The 20,487-nt window shown below is 53.0% G+C and carries 19 protein-coding genes; 5 read left to right on the top strand and 14 right to left on the bottom strand.

Annotated features, from left to right (window positions below; translation table 11 throughout):
• Positions 1 to 33: 33 nt before the first annotated feature.
• Positions 34 to 672 (bottom strand): 3-keto-disaccharide hydrolase, encoded by a 639-nt coding sequence (locus tag F0P93_RS07605; RefSeq protein WP_150875719.1) that lies wholly within the window; start codon positions 670 to 672, stop codon positions 34 to 36.
• 147 nt (positions 673 to 819) lie between these two features.
• Here F0P93_RS07605 and F0P93_RS07600 point away from each other — a divergent pair, with 147 nt between their 5' ends.
• Positions 820 to 2,475, top strand: coding sequence for a sensor histidine kinase (locus F0P93_RS07600; protein WP_150875718.1), 1,656 nt, complete (start codon positions 820 to 822; stop codon positions 2,473 to 2,475).
• Positions 2,476 to 2,515: 40 nt separating this feature from the next.
• Here F0P93_RS07600 and F0P93_RS07595 read toward each other — a convergent pair whose 3' ends face one another.
• Complete coding sequence (locus tag F0P93_RS07595) at positions 2,516 to 3,454, bottom strand: ThuA domain-containing protein (RefSeq protein ID WP_150875717.1); 939 nt, start codon at positions 3,452 to 3,454, stop codon at positions 2,516 to 2,518.
• A 223-nt stretch (positions 3,455 to 3,677) separates the two neighbouring features.
• Here F0P93_RS07595 and F0P93_RS07590 point away from each other — a divergent pair, with 223 nt between their 5' ends.
• Complete coding sequence (locus F0P93_RS07590; protein ID WP_150875716.1) at positions 3,678 to 4,049, top strand: response regulator transcription factor; 372 nt, start codon at positions 3,678 to 3,680, stop codon at positions 4,047 to 4,049.
• On the opposite strand, the gene F0P93_RS07585 is transcribed toward F0P93_RS07590, so the two are convergent.
• The gene (locus F0P93_RS07585) at positions 3,985 to 4,266 is read right to left on the bottom strand and encodes a hypothetical protein (RefSeq protein WP_150875715.1); all 282 of its coding nucleotides are present in this window, start codon (positions 4,264 to 4,266) and stop codon (positions 3,985 to 3,987) included. The two genes, F0P93_RS07590 and F0P93_RS07585, sit on opposite strands and share 65 nt — an antisense overlap.
• Before the next feature lie 44 nt (positions 4,267 to 4,310).
• The gene (locus F0P93_RS07580; RefSeq protein ID WP_150875714.1) at positions 4,311 to 4,499 is read right to left on the bottom strand and encodes a hypothetical protein; all 189 of its coding nucleotides are present in this window, start codon (positions 4,497 to 4,499) and stop codon (positions 4,311 to 4,313) included.
• Between the two features lie 130 nt (positions 4,500 to 4,629).
• Between F0P93_RS07580 and F0P93_RS07575 the strand changes: the two genes are divergently transcribed.
• From F0P93_RS07575 to galU, 3 genes are all read left to right on the top strand, one after another.
• Positions 4,630 to 7,212: a GH116 family glycosyl-hydrolase gene (locus F0P93_RS07575; RefSeq protein ID WP_150875713.1), complete on the top strand. Its 2,583-nt coding sequence runs from the start codon at positions 4,630 to 4,632 to the stop codon at positions 7,210 to 7,212.
• A gap of 312 nt (positions 7,213 to 7,524) precedes the next feature.
• Entirely contained in the window at positions 7,525 to 8,520 is a 996-nt protein-coding gene (locus F0P93_RS07570) for a mevalonate kinase family protein (RefSeq protein ID WP_150875712.1), read from the top strand.
• A 99-nt stretch (positions 8,521 to 8,619) separates the two neighbouring features.
• Positions 8,620 to 9,489 (top strand): UTP--glucose-1-phosphate uridylyltransferase GalU, encoded by an 870-nt coding sequence (galU, locus tag F0P93_RS07565; RefSeq protein ID WP_114405935.1) that lies wholly within the window; start codon positions 8,620 to 8,622, stop codon positions 9,487 to 9,489.
• Between the two features lie 26 nt (positions 9,490 to 9,515).
• On the opposite strand, the gene F0P93_RS07560 is transcribed toward galU, so the two are convergent.
• The 10 genes from F0P93_RS07560 to F0P93_RS07515 all read right to left on the bottom strand — a co-directional run bounded on the left by F0P93_RS07560 (position 9,516) and on the right by F0P93_RS07515 (position 20,472).
• Positions 9,516 to 10,028 (bottom strand): TlpA family protein disulfide reductase, encoded by a 513-nt coding sequence (locus F0P93_RS07560; RefSeq protein ID WP_150875711.1) that lies wholly within the window; start codon positions 10,026 to 10,028, stop codon positions 9,516 to 9,518.
• A 108-nt stretch (positions 10,029 to 10,136) separates the two neighbouring features.
• Positions 10,137 to 11,435 carry a DoxX family protein gene (locus tag F0P93_RS07555; RefSeq protein ID WP_150875710.1) on the bottom strand — a complete coding sequence of 433 codons (1,299 nt, stop codon included), beginning with the start codon at positions 11,433 to 11,435 and terminating at the stop codon, positions 10,137 to 10,139.
• A gap of 44 nt (positions 11,436 to 11,479) precedes the next feature.
• Positions 11,480 to 12,727 (bottom strand): kynureninase, encoded by a 1,248-nt coding sequence (gene kynU, locus F0P93_RS07550; protein ID WP_150875709.1) that lies wholly within the window; start codon positions 12,725 to 12,727, stop codon positions 11,480 to 11,482.
• Positions 12,728 to 12,807: 80 nt separating this feature from the next.
• The gene (locus F0P93_RS07545; RefSeq protein ID WP_150875708.1) at positions 12,808 to 13,161 is read right to left on the bottom strand and encodes a heavy-metal-associated domain-containing protein; all 354 of its coding nucleotides are present in this window, start codon (positions 13,159 to 13,161) and stop codon (positions 12,808 to 12,810) included.
• 37 nt (positions 13,162 to 13,198) lie between these two features.
• Positions 13,199 to 14,677, bottom strand: a complete 1,479-nt coding sequence (locus F0P93_RS07540; RefSeq protein WP_150875707.1) for a hypothetical protein — start codon at positions 14,675 to 14,677, stop codon at positions 13,199 to 13,201.
• Between the two features lie 28 nt (positions 14,678 to 14,705).
• Positions 14,706 to 15,044, bottom strand: coding sequence for a four-helix bundle copper-binding protein (locus tag F0P93_RS07535; protein WP_150875706.1), 339 nt, complete (start codon positions 15,042 to 15,044; stop codon positions 14,706 to 14,708).
• A 123-nt stretch (positions 15,045 to 15,167) separates the two neighbouring features.
• Positions 15,168 to 15,746: a helix-turn-helix domain-containing protein gene (locus tag F0P93_RS07530; protein ID WP_150875705.1), complete on the bottom strand. Its 579-nt coding sequence runs from the start codon at positions 15,744 to 15,746 to the stop codon at positions 15,168 to 15,170.
• Between the two features lie 3 nt (positions 15,747 to 15,749).
• On the bottom strand, positions 15,750 to 18,008 hold the full coding sequence (locus F0P93_RS07525) for a TonB-dependent receptor (RefSeq protein ID WP_150875704.1): 2,259 nt from the start codon (positions 18,006 to 18,008) through the stop codon (positions 15,750 to 15,752).
• A gap of 80 nt (positions 18,009 to 18,088) precedes the next feature.
• Positions 18,089 to 18,556 carry a hypothetical protein gene (locus F0P93_RS07520; protein WP_150875703.1) on the bottom strand — a complete coding sequence of 156 codons (468 nt, stop codon included), beginning with the start codon at positions 18,554 to 18,556 and terminating at the stop codon, positions 18,089 to 18,091.
• A 167-nt stretch (positions 18,557 to 18,723) separates the two neighbouring features.
• Positions 18,724 to 20,472: a RagB/SusD family nutrient uptake outer membrane protein gene (locus tag F0P93_RS07515; protein ID WP_150875702.1), complete on the bottom strand. Its 1,749-nt coding sequence runs from the start codon at positions 20,470 to 20,472 to the stop codon at positions 18,724 to 18,726.
• Positions 20,473 to 20,487: the final 15 nt, after the last annotated feature.

The following is a 20,487-nucleotide window of genomic DNA, read 5'->3' as shown; positions in this document are numbered from 1 at the left end:
CAGCCCCCAAATCGTTCGATTTGGGGGCTGATCTCAGCGTAATTCTTCCAGAAACAGATCTTTGTAATGCACCTCCGCTTTGCCACCGCCGTGGATTTGTAAGCCGATCAGCCCTTCCTGCGGGATGGTTTGGTCCGGTTCCGTATAGTCTACCGTTTGTTTTCCGTTCAGGTATAGCCGAATCCGTCGGTTTTCGGCCCGGATTTCGTAGTCATTCCAGTCGTTGGGTTTCAGAATCTTTTTAATCAGCATCGAATCCGGAGCAACCAGCGTTTTATTCCGGCGCGATTCGTCGTACAAACTGGCCCAGTATCCTTTTCCCAGATCGGCCTGATAGCCCGTCATTTCGTAGGCGGGGTTGGTGAGCCGTTTGCTGCGGAACTGCACGCCCGTGTTGATAAAACCGTCCGTTCCGAGCAATTTGAATTTTACCCGCAGAATGAAATTGGCGTACGGGCGCGTGGTGCATAAAAAATCGTTGTGCGGCACGGCTTCGGTCAGGGAGCCACCTACCAGGGCACCGTCCCGGATGCGCCAGGTCTTGAGCGTGTCGCCTTCCCAGCCCCGGAACGTTTTGCCGTCGAAAAGCCGGACGGCTTTCTGGGGAGACCGCGCGATGAACCCCACCAGAAGCGCACAACCGATGAGTGTGGAGATGAGAGAAACTTTCATGGAATCAGCTGCGTATAAAGGTTCAGGAATACGAATGACGGATGTAAAGGAACACCAGACGCGATCAAAGGTAGTTAAAATAGGATTTACCAGCACGAATTGTGTTCTTTGATAAATTGACTTAGTTTGCTGTGTAAGCTGTTTTTTATGGAATACAACCTGGTCAATTCGTCTCAATCCGATGCCGCCGGTGAGGGTGAAATGGGGGCTTTCATCCGCTCTTACGATTGGTCATCCACTTCCCTGGGAGCGATGGATACCTGGCCTGCATCGTTACGGTCGACGCTCCGTCTGGTGCTTCATTCCCGGTTTCCAATGGCGATCTACTGGGCGCCGGATTGGATCTGTTTTTACAATGACGCCTTCCGGGAGATTCTGAACGACCCGAGCGAGATGCCGGGAGCGCTGGGCCAGCGGGCCGAAACCGTTTGGGGCGAAGCCTGGCCACTGATTCGACCACTGATCGAGCAGGCTTTCGCCGGCAGAGCCAACTGGAATCCGGATCAGCGTTTGCCTCTGGTTCGCCCTGAACGCCATCAGGAGGTTTACTGGACAGTCAGTTACAGCCCGTTTTTCGATGAGCAGGGCCAGTCGGTAGGGGTGTTGGTCACCGGCCTGGAAACCACAGAGCAGGTGGCAATTCGGGAACGAATTGAAGCGCTCACCCGCAGCGAGGAACGGTATCACAAAATGGTCGACGAAGTGCAGGATTACGCAATTCTGTTGCTGGATCGGGAGGGCATCATCCTCAACTGGAACAAAGGAGCCCAGCGGATCAAAGGGTATTCCGAGGCCGAGATAATCGGAAAAAGCTTCGTGGTTTTTTACCTGCCGGAAGACCGGGCCAAAAAACTTCCTGAACAGTTGATTGCAGAAGCTTTTCAGGAGGGGCGCGCCCGGCACGAAGGCTGGCGGATTCGGAAAGATGGCAGTATGTTCTGGGGCAGCATCGTTATCACGGCTTTGCACGATGAAAAAGGCGGCATCATCGGTTTTTCCAAGGTGACCCGGGATTTAACCGAGAAAAAACTGGCGGAAGACCAACTGCGGCAATATTCCCGTGAGCTGGAAATCCAGAACAAAGAACTGGAACAGTTTGCTTACATCGCTTCACACGACCTGCAGGAGCCCCTCCGGAAAATTCAGACTTTTTCGGGTTTGTTGAAGGAAAATCTCGACCAGCCGGAAGTGGCCGACCGATACCTGACCAAAATTGAAGCTTCGGCACAACGCATGTCGAAACTCATCAAGGAAGTACTGAATTACTCCCGGCTGGCGATTCTGGAGGAAGAATTTGTGGCGGTGGATCTCAACGAAACCCTGCACCATGTTCTGGTTGATTTTGAACTGCTCATTGACGAGAAAGGCGCGGTGATTCGGGCGGATGACCTGCCGGTGATTGATGGAATTCCGCTCCAGTTGAACCAGCTTTTTTACAACCTTCTGAGCAATGCCCTGAAGTTTTCGCAGCAAACTCCTCACATTCAGATTACGTCAGCCATTCTGACGGCGGCCGACATGAGCGAAGACATCGGATTAAAACCTCTACTAACGTATCTCCAACTCGTTTTTAAAGACAACGGCATCGGTTTTGATGCGCAGTTTTCCCGGCAGATATTCACTATTTTCCAGCGACTGAATACCAGCAAACACTACAGCGGAACCGGCATTGGTCTGGCCTTGTGTAAGAAAATTGTTGACAACCATCAGGGGATTATCTATGCCCGCAGCACACCCAATCAGGGGGCGGCCTTCTATGTTTACCTGCCCGTTTCGCGGAAACCGACCGAAGAACCGGCCTGATCGAGGTCGCCTGTTTTGGGTGAACCCTAATAACCGGGTCTCAATGCGGACATTGATTCAGACCCATTTCTTCTTTGGAGGGGGTAGCGGAGGGAACGCCCCCGGCGGGCACCTGCACTTTAGCGACCCAGGCGATGGCGTTTAGCACCAGTTTTCGAAAATTGTCATCAGCCCACACCCGGTGGTAATGCCCCCCCGTGATTCCAAAACCCCGCCCGCCGTTGGTTCGTTCGCGGCACCAGGCGGTGTGTTGTGGTTGGCCAGCTTCGGCCCGAACCGCCGGGTTGTTCTCGTGTGGGCCGTCTTTCCGTTCCAGCGTCGAAGCGGGTGGCACCGTCGTGAGCAGGGGTGTTACACCCTTCATGTTCGGGCGAAACCGCATGTGATAATACCATTCATCGTTGATCGTAAACGGTTTCACACCCGTCGTAATGGCGTGGTTGGGCAGGGTTTTGAAGTCGGCGGTCCAAACCGGGTTCACCGACCAGAACGTTTCGAAATAGCCCCCGATCCAATCCAGAAAATAGGTACCGGCGGTTCCTTTGGGCACTTCAACGGCGTAGTGAATGCAGGCCAGCCCTACGCCTTTTTTCATCAGCGCATTCACGGTTTCCAGGTGCTTGTTGATTAAGTGGCCTTCTCCACCGTCGCCGTAAATGACAATCGCAGCCGCGTTGGTAAACGCCGACGGATCGGAGGGCCAGCCGTCTGAATAAACCACCGCTTCGACAGTGGGCAGCGTTGCGTTCAGTCGTTGGGCCAGCAGCAGACACCCGGCTTTGTGTTCGTGCTCGCCAGCTCCGTGGCTACAGGCACCGGCAATGAACACCACCCGCTTTTTGGCGGGTGCAGAAACGGTGGCCAGCCTGTTGGACGGATGACGAGAAACTGGGGAGAAAAGCTCGTTTGAAAAGAAAACTGACAAGAGGTTGCCGAGACTGGATGCACCAAAAAATAAAACGACTAAAAAAGCGCGCATAGCATTTTCCGGATGGGTTTGTGGACAAAAGGAATATACGTCATTTCCCTACTGAAAACCCGGTTTGATTGGCACAGATTTAGCAGTCAGGGCGGTTTTTAGGCCTAAAACCGTATACAAACTTTCTTGAACATTGGTCTGGTATTTGCCTGAGAAAGGGAGCGTATGGAATTGTTCCCAACATACGCTTTGTCTTACGCGTTCGTATTCCCATCTTTGTCGAATGAAGAAGTCGGTATTGGTAGTTGAAGACCAATCTTCTCAACGAAAACTCATGGTTGAAGCCCTGCAACGGGCGGGGTATACTACTTATCAGGCTGGAGATATTCAGCAAGCGCTTCTGGTTATCCACCAGCATAAACCGGATGTGGTGGTCGCCGACATGCATTTACCGTCCGGCGATGGGGGCGAAGTGATCCGGGAAGTCCGGAAACTCCCTGGCTCGACCACGTCAGTCGTGGCTGTTTCGATTGATCTGGCGATCTTAAACCAAAATATTACCTCCCTGTTTCCGGCCGATGCTTACCTGTCTAAACCGTTTCATCCCCGGGAACTTCTGAAGATTGTGGAAGAACTGGTGGGAGTTTCACTTTGATTCGCTGGAATCCCAGGTTGATCAATTGCTTCCCTACATCGTCCGAAACCACCCAGTACTGACGCTCGTCGTTGGTGATCACCCAGAGGTTATCTTTCTCAAAACCATTAAGTTGTATCCAGGTCTGGGCTTGTTCTGGATTGTCGAAAATAACAAGAGGGGTATCGATGGCGGTGGGTAAGGCTTGCAAGACGGTAAACAGAGTATCTTCATTCATGGGGTAGGCACGGAAAAATCAGAATGGTGATGAAGGGGTATACGCTATCGGAAAAATTCATAGGACATCCAACCCAGCAGAATCGCTCCAAATCCAAAAGCCAGAGCCGCCAGCAAACGCTGGCGAACTTTATCAGGGGATTTGGAAGAGTTGTGGATGGCAGAGTAGGCGTAATAGCCAGCGATCAAACTGTATAGGAATACTGAAACTCCAATCGGGTAGATGGATTTCATGGGAAAAGAAAACCGTTAAGTGAACGTTGAATAACCAATGGACTAAGCTGACGGGTTAGATTATATCAAAAGACATGCCATTCCGGTTCGCATCCGCTTTCGTACCTTTACGGGATTAACCCCTGACCCGATGACTTTTTTCCGTATTTTCGTTCTGCTGCTGCTTGGCACCCGGACGGTTTTTGCCCAATGGCAACCCGCGCCCTGGCCGGTATTAAAACACTACGACCAACATCACCTCTACAACCTTGCGTTGCCCCTGGGCGGCATTGGCACCGGAACCGTTTCGCTGGGTGGTCGGGGCGAATTGCGCGACTGGGAAATCATGAACAAACCCGCCAAGGGCTTCAGTACCGTTACAGTCGGAAACAATGCCCCTTTTTTTGCCATCAATGTGTTGCCCGCGGGCGGAAAACCGTTGACCAAAGCCCTGATTGGTCCCCTCGATCCGGCCGAATACCTGCACTACGAAGGCCGACCGGTCAATCAGCACGGTTTTCCCCGGTTTTCGGAAGCGTCGTTCGACGCGGCTTACCCCTTTGGGCAGGTTCATTTGTCGGACGCCAAAATGCCGGTGAAGGTGACGGTCAAAGGCTTCAATCCGTTTGTTCCCGGCAATGCCGACGCGAGTGGCATTCCCATTGCCGTGCTGGCCTACGAAGTGACCAACACCAGCAAAGAGCCACTAACGGTGTCGGTTTGTGGTTCGATGCGCAATTTTGTCGGAAAAGACGGCAGTCGATCTCACAAAGACTGGAAAGGCGATGTGGTGCCAACTGGCGCGAAGAAGAATACCAATGTTTACAAAACCGGGGCGGGTTTTCAGGGGATCTACCTGTTTTCAGACAGCGTCAGTCGGCAGGACCCGGCCTGGGGAACCATCGCGCTGACGACCAACAGCCCGGCGGGGGTGAGCTACCGCACTTCGTCGCGTTCGAACGACTGGGAAAATGCCATGCTCGATTTCTGGGATGATTTCAGCGCGGACGGGCAACTGACGGAGAAGACGAAACTGGTGGACGACGATCCGCTGGCGTCGCTGGCGGTGCAGAAAACCATTGCGCCGGGCCAAACCCAGACCTACACGTTCTTCATTACCTGGAATTTTCCGAACCGTCAGGCCTGGTCGTCGTTTTCGTCAAAGGCGGGGCAGGAGGCCATCGGCAATTACTATTCGACGCAGTATGCCGATGCCTGGGAGGTGATGACGAAAACGTTGCCCCATCTGCCGGTTCTGGAACAGAAAACGCTTCAGTTTGTCCAGGCTTTTTTGTCCAGTTCGTACCCCGATGTGATCAAGGAAGCGGCCCTGTTCAATCTGGCTACGCTGCGTTCCCAAACCGTGTTCCGGATTCCGAGCGGGCACATGATGGGCTGGGAAGGGGTTTTTGACGAATTCGGCTCCTGTTTTGGATCGTGTACACACGTCTGGAATTACGAGCAGGCGACGGCTTTTCTGTTCGCCGACCTGTCGCAGTCGATGCGGGATATTGAATTTAATTACGCGACCAATCCGGAAGGCAAAATGAGTTTCCGGGTGATGTTGCCATTGTCGAAAGCCCAGGACTGGAAAAACGTGGCTGCCGACGGTCAAATGGGGACCATTTTGAAGTTTTACCGCGACTGGCAACTGTCGGGAAACCCTGAATTTTTGCGGAAAAACTGGGAGCAGGTCAAAAAGGTGATGAGTTATGCCTGGATTCAGGGCGGTTGGGATGGTAATCAGGATGGGGTGATGGAAGGTCGGCAGCACAACACGATGGACGTGGATTATTTTGGCCCCAATCCGCAGATGGGTTTCTGGTATCTGGGGGCCTTAAAAGCCACCTCCGAAATGGCAACGGCCATGAAAGACCCGGTGCTGGCCCAAAAATGTGCGGATTTGTACCGGAAAGGCAGTGTTTGGATGGACCAGAATCTGTTCAACGGCGAGTATTACGAACACAAAATCACCGACCCGAAAACGTTTGCCTTTCTGAATTGGGAGGGGAACCCGGACGTCCCGGTTCCGGATTACCAGTTGGGAAAAGGCTGTCTGGTCGATCAGTTGGTGGGGCAGATGATGGCGCACATGCTGGGGCTGGGCTATCTGGCTAAACCGGAACATATTCAGAAGTCGTTGCAAAGCATCATGAAATACAATTACCTGGACAACTTTTCCGACCATTTCAACAACATGCGGTCGTACGTTTTGGGTGATGAATCGGGGCTGCTGATGGCCAGTTGGCCCAAAGGCCGACTGAAAGTACCCTTCCCGTATTTTGCCGAATCCATGACCGGGTTTGAGTACACAGCCGCCGTGGGAATGCTGTATGAAGGGCAAACGGACAATGCGTTGAAATGCCTTAAAAGCATCCGCGACCGGTTCGATGGCCGCAAACGCAACCCGTTCAACGAGCCGGAATGCGGTCACCACTACGCCCGGTCGATGACCAGTTGGAATGCGGTTCTGGCCTGGAGCGGTTTTCTGTATTCCGGCGTGACCGAAACGATGACCTTTACCGCCAAACCCGGAACCTATTTCTGGTCGAACGGTTCGGCCTGGGGTACCTGCACGATCCGTTCAGAGGGTACGGGAAACCGGGTGAGCCTGGCGGTGCTGGACGGCAAAATCCGTCTTCGTCAGTTTGCCCTGCAGGGGGGCGGGAAACAGGTTTTCAAGCAAAGCCAGGAAGTAGCGGAAGGCAAACCGCTGGCGTTTACGATCAAGTAATGCGGTGAAGCCCCGTCAGCGGTCGAAGACTTAGACAGCGGCTTCAATACGTAGTCTTGTCAATGTTTTCAACCGTCCAATGCATCACACATATCCGCTGACAGGATCTTCGACCGTTGTCAGCGGCTTCAATACGTAGTCTTGTCAATGTTTTCAACCGTCCAATGCATAAATACATAGCCGCTGTCAGGGTCTTCGACCGCTGACAGGGCTGCGTATACGCAGAATCCCGGGGCCGATCTCTCAGTTTTCATTGTTCATTAGTCATTTATCCCCTAACTTGCCGCCATACGTTACCAATTAAGAAAACTCTTGATTATTGAAACTCGCGCCTACGCCCGTGCCGGGCTGTTAGGCAATCCATCCGACGGTTTTTTTGGCAAAACGATCTCGATTTCCGTACGAAACTTCGGCGCGTCAGTGTCGCTCTATGAGTCACCGGAACTGAACATCGAGCCCCAGGAACAGGACACCAACTCGTTTCGGAGTATTTACCACCTGCGTGACGCCGTTGCCTCGCTGGGCTACCATGGCGGGGTGCCGCTCATCAAAGCGGCTCTCAAGCGGTTTTGTGAATACTGTGATCTGCATGGTCTTCGGCTTCCCAACAAAAACTTCACCATCCGCTACAGCACGTCGATTCCGCGCCAGGTGGGGCTTTCGGGCTCCAGTGCCATCATTGTGGCGACGTTTCGGGCGTTGATGAAATTCTATCAGGTTGAAATCCCGCTGCCGCATTTGCCAACGCTGGTGTTGAAAACCGAATCGGAAGAACTGGGCATCACCGCCGGGCTTCAGGACCGTGTTATTCAGTGTTACGAAGGTTGCGTCTATATGAACTTTGACCGGGAACTGCTGGAAAAAACCGGTCACGGTGACTACGAACCCATCGAACCGCGGTTGTTACCCAAACTGTACATTGCGTATAAAACGTCGCTCGGCAAGCAGTCAGGCCGGATTCACAACGACGTGCGGTCACGTTGGGACAAGGGCGAGGAACTGGTGGTCAAAACGTTACAGGATATCGCCGACGTGGCCCGTCAGGGTCGGGAGGCCATTCTGAACAACGAAACCAGTCAGTTGCACGCCCTCGTGAACGAAAATTTCGACCTGCGCCGACGCATCTATACCATCAGCGATAGTAATCTGGAAATGATTTCGGCCGCTCGGCGGATCGGAGCCTCGGCTTCATTTGCCGGTTCGGGTGGGGCCATTGTCGGTATTTACAAGGACGACGACATGCTCAACCGCCTGTTTGTCGAGATGAAACACCTCAACGCCCGCGTCATAAAACCTTATGTAGTTTAATTTTGAATGATAGAATGCGTGACCGGGTCGCCGGTGCGATAATTGAATAGCTGCGGCCATTTTTTATTCACGCATTTCCTCATTCACTCCTTCAAAATTATGATCAAGAAAGCCGTAATTCCTGCTGCCGGATTGGGAACCCGATTTTTGCCGGCCACTAAAGCACAACCGAAAGAAATGCTGCCGATTATCGACACGCCCACGATTCAGTATGTCGTGCAGGAAGCCGTCGATTCGGGCATTGAAGATATTCTGATCATTACCGGAAAAGGCAAACGCTCCATCGAAGACCATTTCGACCGGAATTACGAGTTGGAAACCCGGCTGGAGGAGAAAGAAGATGAAGCGTTGTTGCTGGAGATGCGCCGGTTGTCGGACATGGCGGATATTCATTTTGTCCGGCAAAAAGAGTTGAACGGCTTGGGTGACGCCATTTATTACGCCCGGCATCACGTTGGCAACGAGCCGTTTGCGGTGTTGCTGGGGGATACGATCATGGATTCGGTGATTCCGGTAACGCAGCAGCTGATCGATACGTATGACCAGTACCGGGGAACGGTCATCGCCGTGGAAGAAGTACCAGCCGACAAGGTAAACCGCTACGGAATTGTAGGCGGCACGGCCCTGAGCGACAGCATCATGGAGCTGAATACGCTGATCGAAAAACCGTCGATCAAAGCCGCCCCGTCGAATCTGGCCATCGCGGGCCGGTACATCCTGACGCCCGACATATTTGCCGCCATCGAGCAAACCGCCAAAGGAAAAAACAACGAAATCCAGTTGACGGATGCGATGTTGTTATTGCTCAAACGCGAAAACATCTACTCGCACCGCATCGAGGGCAAACGCCACGACATTGGCAACAAACTGGATTTTCTGAAAACCACCGTTGAATTTGCGCTGAAACGCAAGGAATTCTCCGCACCGTTTCTGGCCTTCCTGAAAGAAATCGTAGCGGCCCATTCCTGAGTGCCCACAGGCGGTTTGCAGGTACATTACGGCATATTAAAGACCAGCGCGAGTTGCCGATCCAGTTCGGTGCCGTGCAGTCCTTTCCGAAGCACATATCCATTCTTATCGATCAGCAGATTGATGGGAATGGAATTTGTGCCATATTGAGGGCCAATGATGTTTCGGGAGCCTACCCGATCGGTGAGTTGCATCCAGGGCAATTCCGCTTTTTGAAGGGCTTTTCGCCAGGCTTTCGGATTTTTATCGATGGAAATACTGACGATCTGAAGTCCCCGATCTTTGTATTGATCATAAATTTCTTTCAGTCGAACGTGTTCCTGACGGCAATGATCGCACCAGCTTGCCCAGAAATCAACCAAAACCACATTGCCTTTGTAAGAAAGCAGATGAACCGGTTTGTTCTGTTTATCGGACAAAACCAGATCAGGGGCTTGTTGTCCGGATTCAAGTTTGCCTTCAGCTTCCCGGACAGCTTGTGCCTGACTGAATGTGGTGTTGGCAGACAAAAGCGAGAAAATAAGGAAGAGCCGGTTCATAAGGGTCTCAGTTAGAATCCGGTAGTAAGTTCAATAAAATCCTTCAGTAATGCAACTATTTTTGTAGGAGAAATGGCGGTATAGTTTTTAACGCAAAAAACGACAAAATTACCGGTTCATCGGGTATTCGTTGATCCAGTGAAATCCCCGGTTTACCAACAGAAACTGCCGGATGTCCTGTTTTTTCAGCCGGATATAAATGGAATCGATTTGATTGGACCCTGCCAGAATGAGGGAGTTCGTGTCCGGTTGCTGGTAGGTTAGCCGGTATTTGTGAGCCGTGTCGGAACGGGCATATAAGATGGCCTGTAATTTGGCGGTATCCGGCTCGAAGGCATAGTTTCGCAGGGAATCATTCATATACCGAATCGTCAGAGTCGGATAGCTTTTATACCCGCCAACCATTACCTGCCGCCAGCGCGTCGTGTCTGTCAGCATTGGTGCCAGGGTGTCGCCATTCCGTGCAAAGGTTTCGACCTGATACAGACCGTAAAGCGGGTGTTTGGGGGCGTGGTCACCGTATTGCTTTGCGGTGATAAAACCGCCGTAAGTCTGGCCGTACAGCACAAAGCTGATTGCCAGTGTTTTGAAAATAATTCGGCCTATCCGCCAACGGCGGGAGGTTCGGAAAGGCGTCAGATCGAGAGCGGGTGCCGGGCGGTTTAACCAAAGGACATTCATCAGTCGCCGGCCGTCGGTGGTCAGGATAAACAGCGCCATTAAGAGCAGATTCGACGAATACAGCTTCACGGGGACATCAAAACAGAAGTTGATGGCGACAATGTTGCCGATAACCGCTACCAGAATGATGGCTCCCAAAGCCGTCGTTTTTCGGAACAAAAGCAGCGCCCCCCCAATGACCTCCCCTAGACCGGTAAACCAGTTGTAGACCGTCGAATACCCCATGAACGTCCAGGCCAGCCCCATCGGCGACGAGTAGCCGTAGGGCTCCATTAGCCGCGTGATGCCCGGAAACGGGAATTGAGTCTTGAAGACTTTGGCAAAACCGTAGGTGAACATCGTGATGGCCAGATAATACCGCAGCAGCACCAGCAGCCCATACAGCAGCGTATGGTAATTGGGCCGGTTTCGGTCGAGCACCGACCACACCAGGGTAGCGGCAAACGCCAGAACGACCAAACAAAAAAGCTGAACGTAGTTGAACGTCGTATCCCCGCTTCCGTTCGGGAAAACCGTGATTTCATTGGGCAGATGCAAAATCGTTCGGCCTACCCACGGCACCAGCGTATGCCAGACGTCGTTGTAGGAACTGGTCAGGAAGTAGGAGCCGGGCACATTGGAGAGCGGAAACGGAAAGACATAGAGCAGAAAATAGGCAAAGAAAAACCGGAAAACCAGCTTTTGTGCCGGGTTCCACGGCAAAGGATGGGGAATGAACTGGGACATGACAGGTTGTGACGGGGAGGAATCAGCCACAAAATACAAAAACCTCAGGAGGACGCAAACGCCTGACCAGCCCGCCAGACTTCTTCAAACGAGTTGTACAAGGGCGTGGGGGCCAGTCGAATGCAATTCGGTTCGCGCCAGTCGCCGATGATGCCCTGTTCGGTGAGTCGGTTGAAGACGGTTTTTCCGTCGTGGTGGATCAATAACGACAATTGGCAACCGCGTTCGGCCGCGTTGGAGGGGGTAATGATTTGCAAACCCGCCGTTTCACGAAGAACGAATTCCAGAAAACCGGTCAGCAATTCGCTTTTTCGGCGCAACGCGTCCAGACCCGCTTCGGCCGTGATCTGCAAAGCCGCGTGGTGAACTGCCATCGCCAGAACCGTCGGGGTGCTGAGCTGCCAGCCGTCGGCCCCTGGCATCGGTACAAATCCTTTGGTCATTTCAAACCGCCGGGCTTCGTCGTATCCCCACCAGCCGGCCAGCCGGGGCAAGGCAGCCGCGTGGTGTTTTTCATGAACAAAAATACCGGAAACCCCGCCTGGCCCGGAATTGAGGTATTTGTAGGAACACCAGACCGCAAAATCAACCTCCCAATCGTGCAGCCTGAGAGGAATATTCCCAATGGCATGGGCCAGATCAAACCCGATGGGAATGCCGATTTGACGGGCTTTTTGCGCAATAGCCGCCATGTCGAACACCTGTCCGGTGTAATAATGCAACCCACTCATCAGAACGAGTGCCAACGAATCCCGGTGCTGTTCGACGGCATCCAGGATGTCCGCCGTTTGCCAGGTAGGTTCGTTGGTGCGGGGAAAAACTTCAACCAAAGTGTCTGCCGGATTCAGACCGCGCGTTCGGAGGTGCGTTTCGAGTGCGTATTGATCCGACGGGAAATCACCGCCGATGGTCAGAATTTTTGTGCGGTTTCCGGTGGGCTGGTAAAAAGACGTCAGCAGCAGGTGCAGATTGACCGTCAGATTATTCATCGGACACACTTCCGACGGATTGGCTCCAACGATTTGCGCCAGCGGTTCCTTGCAGCGTTGATGAATCGTCAGCCAGGGATTTTCGCCTTCAAACCAGCCTTCCACGCCATGCTGTTGCCAGATCGCTAACTCGTAATCCAGTGCCTGTCGGGCGGTTTTGGGTTGCAGGCCCAGCGAATTGCCACAGAAATAGATCAGCGGTTTTCCGTTGCGTTCGGGAATGTAAAACCGGTCGCGGTAGGAGCGGAGCGGGTCGGCCTGATCGAGTTGCTGGGCAAAGGCCAGGGAATTTTCAAAAAGCATAGCTTTTTTAGTTAAGAATTATGAGTTAAGAGTTATGAGTTGGCTAACGCACGCAACTCATAACTTTTAACTCATAATTCTTAATTGTGCTTCATGCCGCCTTTTTTGCAGCAGGAGGGCAATTTGGCATAACCTTTTTCATCCGCAGTCACCTCATCAGCGTCGTATCCGGATTTCGAGATGTTGGCTTTGATCTTGTTGATGTCGGTTTTCTTCGGATTGTATTTCACCGTGACGACTTTATCCTTCAAGTCCAGATTGGATTCCTTGATGCCTTTTTCGAAAGCCAGGTTGCGTTCGATGCGTTCCTTACACATTTCGCAAATGGCCGAGGTCTTGATTTTGACTTCCTTTTCCTTGTCGTCAGTGGCTTGGGCGGTGATGCCGATAGCCACAAACAGAATCGTCAGGAGGCCAATTAAGTGCTTTTTCATGGTGAAGAGAGTTTACGTTTTTAAAAGGTCAAACAAGTTAATGGTGGTTCATGGATTTGCCCGGCATGGATTTGCCCGGCATCATCATGGGCATTAGCGATGGGGTAATTCGCAAATAAATCTGCCCGGATAACGGATTTTTGCCATAAATCGGTTCCAAATCCCGGTCCGGGAACGAACCCGTCAACTGGGCACCGACGACCAGATCGGTTTGGGCCAACTGCAAGAGACAGTAATTCAGACCGAGTGTTAAGCTGTTGATGTTCACCAGCTTCGTGGCATCGCTCGGGGCCGTGAAAAAATAATCTCTCAGCCCCAGTTCGTCAACGGATTTGGTAATGTTCTCATACCGTCCAAACAAGGCGGTTTTGCCCAGTTGCAGGCTGCTTTCGGCCAAATACGCGTTTTCGTTGACGCCATCGTGGCTGTTCAGCCCCCAAACCAGCGCCGACGAAACGTAGCGACCGGGCTGCCCCAACGGTTTGCTGTGCAAAAGCGATGCCGTTGTCCGAGTAACGTTATGATCGGCCTCCAAGGCTTCCGGACTCTTGATAAATCCCTGCGAAAACTGCAACGCCAAGGTCGGAGACGGGTTTATGGAAAACCGGTACGAATAACTGTCGAAACGCGGGCGGTCGAAGCCATACCGGTTTTCGTTCGGCTCGCGACCCGTAAAATTCGACACTTCCAATTTAGCAATTTTATACCGAAAACCGGCGGTGGCCACCCCAAAGGTAATGTGGGTTGCGTCGGTCCAGTGGTGGCCCAAAGGCGAATCCGGGTTGTTGAACGACGACAGCCGGTGCATAAACGCCGGTGGCCCCAGCGCCGGTTCGCCCGGATACCCGACGTAGCCAAACACATCCGCATGGGGCGACAGCGCGTAGGAATAGCCGACCGAAAGTTCCGAAAACAGATCGTGCTGGTGCTGGCGGTCGATCAGCCGCTGGCCCTTGTAGGTTTCGCCCGACTGAAACAGAAGTGGATACCCGTTGTTGCCCACCGTCAGCGGGTCCAGCGAAATCATGGCTTTGAACGCCAGCAAGCCCCGTTGTCCGAGCTGCCGTTGGGCCATTCCCATGATGTAGTTGGGGGCATCGAACTGCGTTGCGCGGCCCCGTTTGCCCGGATTGTTGAAATTCTGGTTGGTATGCCGCAGGAAAACGCTGTAATGCAGCATCGTCATCCACTGGTTTTCCATCGACTGTGAAGGATGAAACATATACATGTACATCGGCGTCTGGTCGGGGTGCCAGGCTGTTCCGGAGGCATTCCGGTTCATGGGCAGGTTCCGCGAATACAGGTGCGACATCATGGACATGCCCTGCTGCATCTGCATCATGTTGTGCATCACATGACCCATCGCAGCGTGATCCAGGCTGTCCTGCTTCATCATTTTTTTGGCCGGTGGCATTCTGGTTTTCCGGCTGGTGTCAACCGGAAAACCGTCAGCCCAGGCAATTCCCGAAGTACTGATAAAAAAGACAACGAGAACCCATTTTCGTATTGAAATCATAAAGATAAACTTGTCTGTTAAAGTGGGTTTACGCACTCGCCGACATCCGCCGACAATCGTCAGCGCAATGGCGGCAGGCTTCGGCGCAGGCCCGGCAATGGTCATGATCGTGTTTACTGCATTCGTTGGCACAGGCATCGCACACCTCGGCGCAGAGTACCATAAATTGCTTCATGAATTCGGAATCGCGGGCGGTAAGACTCGCGCACATTTTACAAATATCGGCGCAATCGCGGCAAAGCCGGATGCAGTCGCGCATCATCTGAACGTGGTCTTCCTGCAAACAGGCCGTGGCGCAGTGTTCGCAGGCGGCAGCACAATCAAAACAAATCTGAACATGCCCTTCGTGTTGTTGTATCGTTTCCATACCGTAATTAGCTGGTTTATTGATTGATTTAATTAAACTCGGTCTTACGTTACGGTAGGTGGGAGGACAAAGGTAGCGGCTTTGCCTGGACCCGGCTTTACAGAACTATGGCGCGTTTGTGCATCATTTCGGCGGCCCCACTTTGTCGATTTCGGTTCGGTAAGCCAGGCCGGTTCGTTTAAAGTCGCCCGGCGTCAGGCCCACCACCTGTTTGAACTGGTTCGATAGGTGCTGGGTGCTGCTGTAGCCCAGCCGCCAGGCAATCTCACTCAGGGTTAACTCGCCGTAGAGCAAATATTCCTTCACTTTCTCGATTTTCTGAGCGATCACGTATTTTTCAATGGTCATTCCCTCAATGGCCGAGAACAGATGACTGAGGTAGGAGTAGTCGTACCCGATTTTCTGGGTAAGAAAGTCCGACAGGTTCTGATGCTCCGGCCGTTCGCGCCGGTCGTGGTGAACCTCATTGACGATGAGCGTCTTGATCTGTTCGACCACCACGGTTTTCCGGTCTTCCAGCAGTTCAAAATCATTGTCGGCCAGCACCTGCCGGATTTGCTCCATCGAAACGGTAGCGGGTAGTTCGTTCGTTTCCACCTCGCCCAGCTCCACCCGCAGCACCTCGATGCCCAGCTCTTCCAGAATATCCCGAACGACGCGTTTGCACCGTCCGCAAACCATGTGTTTGATGTACAGTTTCATGGTTTAGATTTTAAATTTATACCGAAAACCGCCGTAAATCATCCGCCCCGTGATGGGCCCCCAAACCCGCGCGGCCGCGTCGAAATCCCGGCCATAAGGGTCGCTGGCACCCACAATCGGATTCGCCTGCCGGAAATTGCCGAGGTTTTCGCCCCCCAGATACACATCCCACGTCCGGAACGACTTGGTAATCTGCGCATTGATGTTGTAAAAACCGGGGGCATTTTCGCGGGGCATGTTTTGGTAACTCGTGTGTTCGTAGCCTTCGCGCAAATACGGAATCCGTTTCGGGCCGTTCCATTGCACCGTAAAATCGAACTTCCATTTGTCGAACGGCAGCGCGTATCCCGCATTAAACAGAACCCGGTCGCGGCTCACCATCATGCGCGGCAGCAGGAGACTTTCCCCGAAGGCCATGCCCATCGTCTGGCGAACATCGAAAAGCCGGTAGGCCAGTTTGACCTCCATGCGACGAATGGGCTGGTAGTTCAGTTCGGCCTGAAAACTGTTGGAAAACGAACGTGCTTTCAAACCGGGTGTCGACCGACTCGACAGGTAATAGAAATGGAGTTCGCGCGGGTGCTCCAGATCGGCGATCAACTGATTCTGAAAGTTCGTGCGGTAGTAATCCAGCACGAATGACGCCTTTTTGCCGAACAGATTAAACTCCTGCGTCAGGCTGGTTCCGTAATTCCACGAGATTTCCGGCTGAAGGTTGGCATCGAAATACACGGTTCTGGAACTCACCAGATACCCGTAATTTTCGGCCAGTGCATTCGGTGTCCGGAAGCCCCGCCCCGCCGAGGCCCGCAGGATCAGGTGGTCGGTTAGGTCGTACTTGGCGTGAAACCGGGGCGTAAACTGCGTGCCGAACCGATTGTGGAAGTCCAGCCGCGCACCCGCCACGAGCGTGAGTTTCTCCAGGTACTTGTAGGTGTATTCCCCAAAAACACCCGGAACGGATTCGGTGCGGGTCAAGAGCGTGTCGCGGTATTTTTCGCGGTAATCGTCGAGCAGATAACTCAGCCCGGCCTTGAACGAGTGGTTGGTGTTGTCGATAATCGACTGATAAATCAGGTTGCCATAGAGCGTTTTCTGCTGACCGTTGTAGGGAATAAAACCGAAAAAAGAGTTCTGTTCGTGGTTGACCGCATTCAGGATCAGCCCCAGCCCCCGGTACGGTTTTTCGGGATAAAGCCGGGCGGTTTTTGAAAACACCTCGACCCGTTTGGTGGTGTTCGTAAACTGGTAAGTGGGGCTGCCGCTGCGAGTGGGTGCCACCTGTCCGCCGGTTCGGTCTTCGTAGAGTGACTTGATCCCAAACTGGGTCATAAACCGCTCCGTTCCGTATTTGGCGCGAACAATCCCGTTGTACTGGGTATATAACGGAAGATCCAGAAAGTGATCGCCGTTCTGATCGATCCGGTTTTGCAGTGTGCTGGCGTGTCCCAGAAAACCGATGCTCCATTTTTCCGACAGCGGTTTCGACAGATTCAGGTTGCCCTCGACCCGCCCGAAACTGTTGACGTAGGCGTTGGCAAAAATCCGCTCCCGGGCATCCGGTTTTTGCAATTCGACGTTCATCGCGCCCGACATGCCCTCATACCCGTTGACGACCGAACCGGCTCCTTTGCCAATGTCGATGGACGAAATCCAGGTACCCGGCACATAATTCAGGCCGAACGTAGACGCCAGCCCGCGGATGGTGGGAATGTTTTCAACGTTAGTTTGCACGTAATTTCCACTCAGTCCCAGCATCTGAATCTGTTTGGCGCCGGTGACGGCATCGCTGTAGGACACATTGACGGATGCGTTGGTTTCAAACGATTCGGACAGGTTGCAGCAGGCGGCTTTGGCCAGCGTTCGGGTGGTCAGGATTTCGTTCTGGATGGGCGAAAACCGGTCCGTTTGCGACGATGCCCCCTGAACCGTCACTTCCTGAAGGGTGTTCTGGCTGGTGAGAATAACGGTCAAACTAGTTTGTTCGGATACCGTAACGGTATCGGTTTTAAAACCCACATAGCTGAAAACGAGCCGGTTGAGTGAGTCGGGTTTCGGGATGGTGAAAAAACCGGTATCGGTAGAGGTGGTCGAAACGGATGTGCCCGCCCAGTAGATGGTAACGCCAACCAGCGGCACGGTTTTGGTGTTGACGCGTTCCGAAACCGTGCCGGTCAGGGTTTGCGCGGGAGCGTTGGCAACGCTGAGGAGGGCCAGCCATAGGATGGCCAATCCTGTTGTATAGGGGGAATGTGGACGCATAAAGAGTCGTAGTGTGGTGAAAAAGAAGAGGAACCGATGCTTTTTCCAGCATAGGCTTCATTTTAGCACAAGACGACTTCCTATAGCAAAAAACTCTGAACAAACGAAAGTAAACTGCGCCCGTACTGGAGAGGAGGAGAATCAAAAACCGTCAGCGTCGACGCGGTATCAGCTACGGCCAGACTGGTGAACAACCAGCTCACCAGCGCCGTCACCCCGGCGAGTACCGCATCAGCCATCGATTTGATGAACTTGGCGACGATCTGGGTGATGGACGATGAGAAATCTACGTTCTCATACCGTTGTTCTTCCTGGCAGCAATCCGCTCGTTGGAGAATCGGAGTCTGATACGCCTGATCCGCCGGAGAAACCGCTTTCTGGCGGTGAATCGGGCAGTTCTGGTTCGCGTTTGCAGACTGGCTCATTGCTAACGACACTTTCTTCCCGCGCATCAGGCACGTGTGTTCAATCAAACCAAAACCCGTACTGCTCAGCAGTACGATGCAGGTCATCAGGAGGTTGAACAGTTGGAAGATCGTGCGTTTCATGGCGGATCAAAAGTAGAGGTTGCCAACTATAAAAGCAAGTACATCATTTTGGGAAAGCGTACAGGATTTTGTCTTTAGGCCCCAAACCCCTATTAAACAGATGAGGTGGGACCGTGTGCCCCACCTCATCATAAAGAGAAATAAACGGTATTGGTTCCGGCAGAAAATTAATATCCGGGGTTTTGTTTCAAGGTCGCTGTTCCCTGCAAGTCGATTTGCGTTTGGGGCAACGGCATGTATTCGTTTTTGTTGGGTGTAAACTTGGCACCGCCCAGACCGTTTGACAATTTGGCCCCTTCGTAGGTCAGGTAAGCATTCAGCACGGTAGCGGCAGTTCCCCAGCGTACCAGGTCAAAAAAGCGGTGACCTTCACCCGACAGTTCCAGTTTGCGTTCAAACTGGACGGCGGTGCGGGCAGCAGCTTTATCGGTCCACGGCGTGTCGTAGGTACCAATCACGTAATTGGCGGCTGGTTTGGTAGGCGTCGCAATATCCATCACGAAACCGCTTGGATCAGCAGCCCGTTTCCGGATCATGTTGACGTATTCCCGGGCTTTTTCCAGGCTTCCGACTTCAATTTCACATTCAGCGGCCATCAGCAGGACGTCGGCATAACGGATCAGGACCACATTGATGCCGGTCCATCCTTTGGTCCAGTTCGAAACGTCAGCAATCCGGGCTTCCTGGGCTTTGGTGTAGATGTATTTCTTGGGCGCATAAGGGCCCCCGAAAGCCTGATCACGAATCCAGTCCTGACCGGGGAAAACCTGCCAGTCCAGATAGGCAATACCACGACGACCGACCGAGTGGTCGAGTCGGGGATCGACAGGACCCGCATCGGGCGTAAAGGGCGCCGATGAAGCCAGACCCTGGTCGGTTTTGAGCGCATTGGCGGCAGAATTGTACGAGCCATCCAGCAAAGGAAGGCCTTTGGCGTCGGTCCGGAACGAGTTGGCCAGTTCGAAGCTGGGCTGGAAGAAACCGCAGCAACCTACCGGACCTGCCGGACCAGTGTTGTACGGCCAGTTCAGGTTCAGGTCACCCGAAGCGGCATCGGAACTCCCGGCGTTGGCAACGTTTTGCGTCGAGAAAATGATTTCGTTATTTTTCTCGTTATCGGCGCTGAATACCATCCAGTACTGCGGGAAGAGGGCATATTTGTTACCGGAAGAGGTTTTGCCGCTCGCAATCACAAGATCGAAGAGGGTTTTTGCTTCGGCATATTTCTTCTGGTACAAATACGTTTTAGCCAGATAAGAGGCCGCTGCCCACTTGTTGGCACGCCCGGCTGCGGTCTGCACTTCCGGCAGCACATCGTAAGCGGCTTTGAAATCGGCTTCAATTTTGGGCCAGATGTCCGTATTATTTGCAATTTCCGTAATTCCGGCGGCATAGTCGACGCTTTCATCGACGTAAGGCACCATGTTGAACGTCCGCTTCAACTCGAAATAGTAGTGCGCCCGCAGGAATTTGGCTTCGGCACCGATGCGGGCCTGGTCTGCCGCACTCACCGATGCATCGGCGGTTTTCAATTGACGCAGAACGGAATTCGCCCGGCTAACGCCTTCGTACATCAACTGCCAGCGGGCGTTGAGTTCGCCACTGGCGGCCAGCATTTCGAAACGCTGGAACGGCGTGATGGCGTTGAAGTCACCGGCGTTGGAGCCTTTGTTGGCTTCTCCGCCCATGATACTTCCATACATCCAGTTGGTCGAGCTGGCGGTTTGGCTGAAACCCCGGCCATTCAGCTCGGTGTAGGCACTGATCAGCAACCCTTCCAGGCCATTTTTCGTACTCAACTGGGCACTGGTTAGTGTGCCGGTTGGCTGCACCACTAAAAAGCTATCCTTACAGGCCAGCGTGCTAAACGTTAAAGCGAGCGCCAGCAGGGTTCCTTTTGTGACTATATCTTTCATTTTCTAAAAATTCTT

Origin of the sequence: Larkinella humicola, from assembly GCF_008727875.1 — a bacterium.
GTDB classification, from domain to species: domain Bacteria; phylum Bacteroidota; class Bacteroidia; order Cytophagales; family Spirosomataceae; genus Larkinella; species Larkinella humicola.
Note: the sequence above shows the minus strand (reverse complement) of the source record. Positions and strands in the feature narration are given on the sequence as shown.

Excerpts from the sequence above, each read along its gene's own strand:
- F0P93_RS07605 (WP_150875719.1), bottom strand. The coding sequence starts at position 672 with ATGAAAGTTTCTCTCATCTCCACACTCATCGGTTGTGCGCTTCTGGTG.
- F0P93_RS07600 (WP_150875718.1), top strand. The coding sequence starts at position 820 with ATGGAATACAACCTGGTCAATTCGTCTCAATCCGATGCCGCCGGTGAG.
- F0P93_RS07595 (WP_150875717.1), bottom strand. The coding sequence starts at position 3,454 with ATGCGCGCTTTTTTAGTCGTTTTATTTTTTGGTGCATCCAGTCTCGGC.
- F0P93_RS07590 (WP_150875716.1), top strand. The coding sequence starts at position 3,678 with ATGAAGAAGTCGGTATTGGTAGTTGAAGACCAATCTTCTCAACGAAAA.
- F0P93_RS07585 (WP_150875715.1), bottom strand. The coding sequence starts at position 4,266 with ATGAATGAAGATACTCTGTTTACCGTCTTGCAAGCCTTACCCACCGCC.
- F0P93_RS07580 (WP_150875714.1), bottom strand. The coding sequence starts at position 4,499 with ATGAAATCCATCTACCCGATTGGAGTTTCAGTATTCCTATACAGTTTG.
- F0P93_RS07575 (WP_150875713.1), top strand. The coding sequence starts at position 4,630 with ATGACTTTTTTCCGTATTTTCGTTCTGCTGCTGCTTGGCACCCGGACG.
- galU (WP_114405935.1), top strand. The coding sequence starts at position 8,620 with ATGATCAAGAAAGCCGTAATTCCTGCTGCCGGATTGGGAACCCGATTT.
- F0P93_RS07560 (WP_150875711.1), bottom strand. The coding sequence starts at position 10,028 with ATGAACCGGCTCTTCCTTATTTTCTCGCTTTTGTCTGCCAACACCACA.
- F0P93_RS07555 (WP_150875710.1), bottom strand. The coding sequence starts at position 11,435 with ATGTCCCAGTTCATTCCCCATCCTTTGCCGTGGAACCCGGCACAAAAG.
- kynU (WP_150875709.1), bottom strand. The coding sequence starts at position 12,727 with ATGCTTTTTGAAAATTCCCTGGCCTTTGCCCAGCAACTCGATCAGGCC.
- F0P93_RS07545 (WP_150875708.1), bottom strand. The coding sequence starts at position 13,161 with ATGAAAAAGCACTTAATTGGCCTCCTGACGATTCTGTTTGTGGCTATC.
- F0P93_RS07540 (WP_150875707.1), bottom strand. The coding sequence starts at position 14,677 with ATGATTTCAATACGAAAATGGGTTCTCGTTGTCTTTTTTATCAGTACT.
- F0P93_RS07535 (WP_150875706.1), bottom strand. The coding sequence starts at position 15,044 with ATGGAAACGATACAACAACACGAAGGGCATGTTCAGATTTGTTTTGAT.
- F0P93_RS07530 (WP_150875705.1), bottom strand. The coding sequence starts at position 15,746 with ATGAAACTGTACATCAAACACATGGTTTGCGGACGGTGCAAACGCGTC.
- F0P93_RS07525 (WP_150875704.1), bottom strand. The coding sequence starts at position 18,008 with ATGCGTCCACATTCCCCCTATACAACAGGATTGGCCATCCTATGGCTG.
- F0P93_RS07520 (WP_150875703.1), bottom strand. The coding sequence starts at position 18,556 with ATGAAACGCACGATCTTCCAACTGTTCAACCTCCTGATGACCTGCATC.
- F0P93_RS07515 (WP_150875702.1), bottom strand. The coding sequence starts at position 20,472 with ATGAAAGATATAGTCACAAAAGGAACCCTGCTGGCGCTCGCTTTAACG.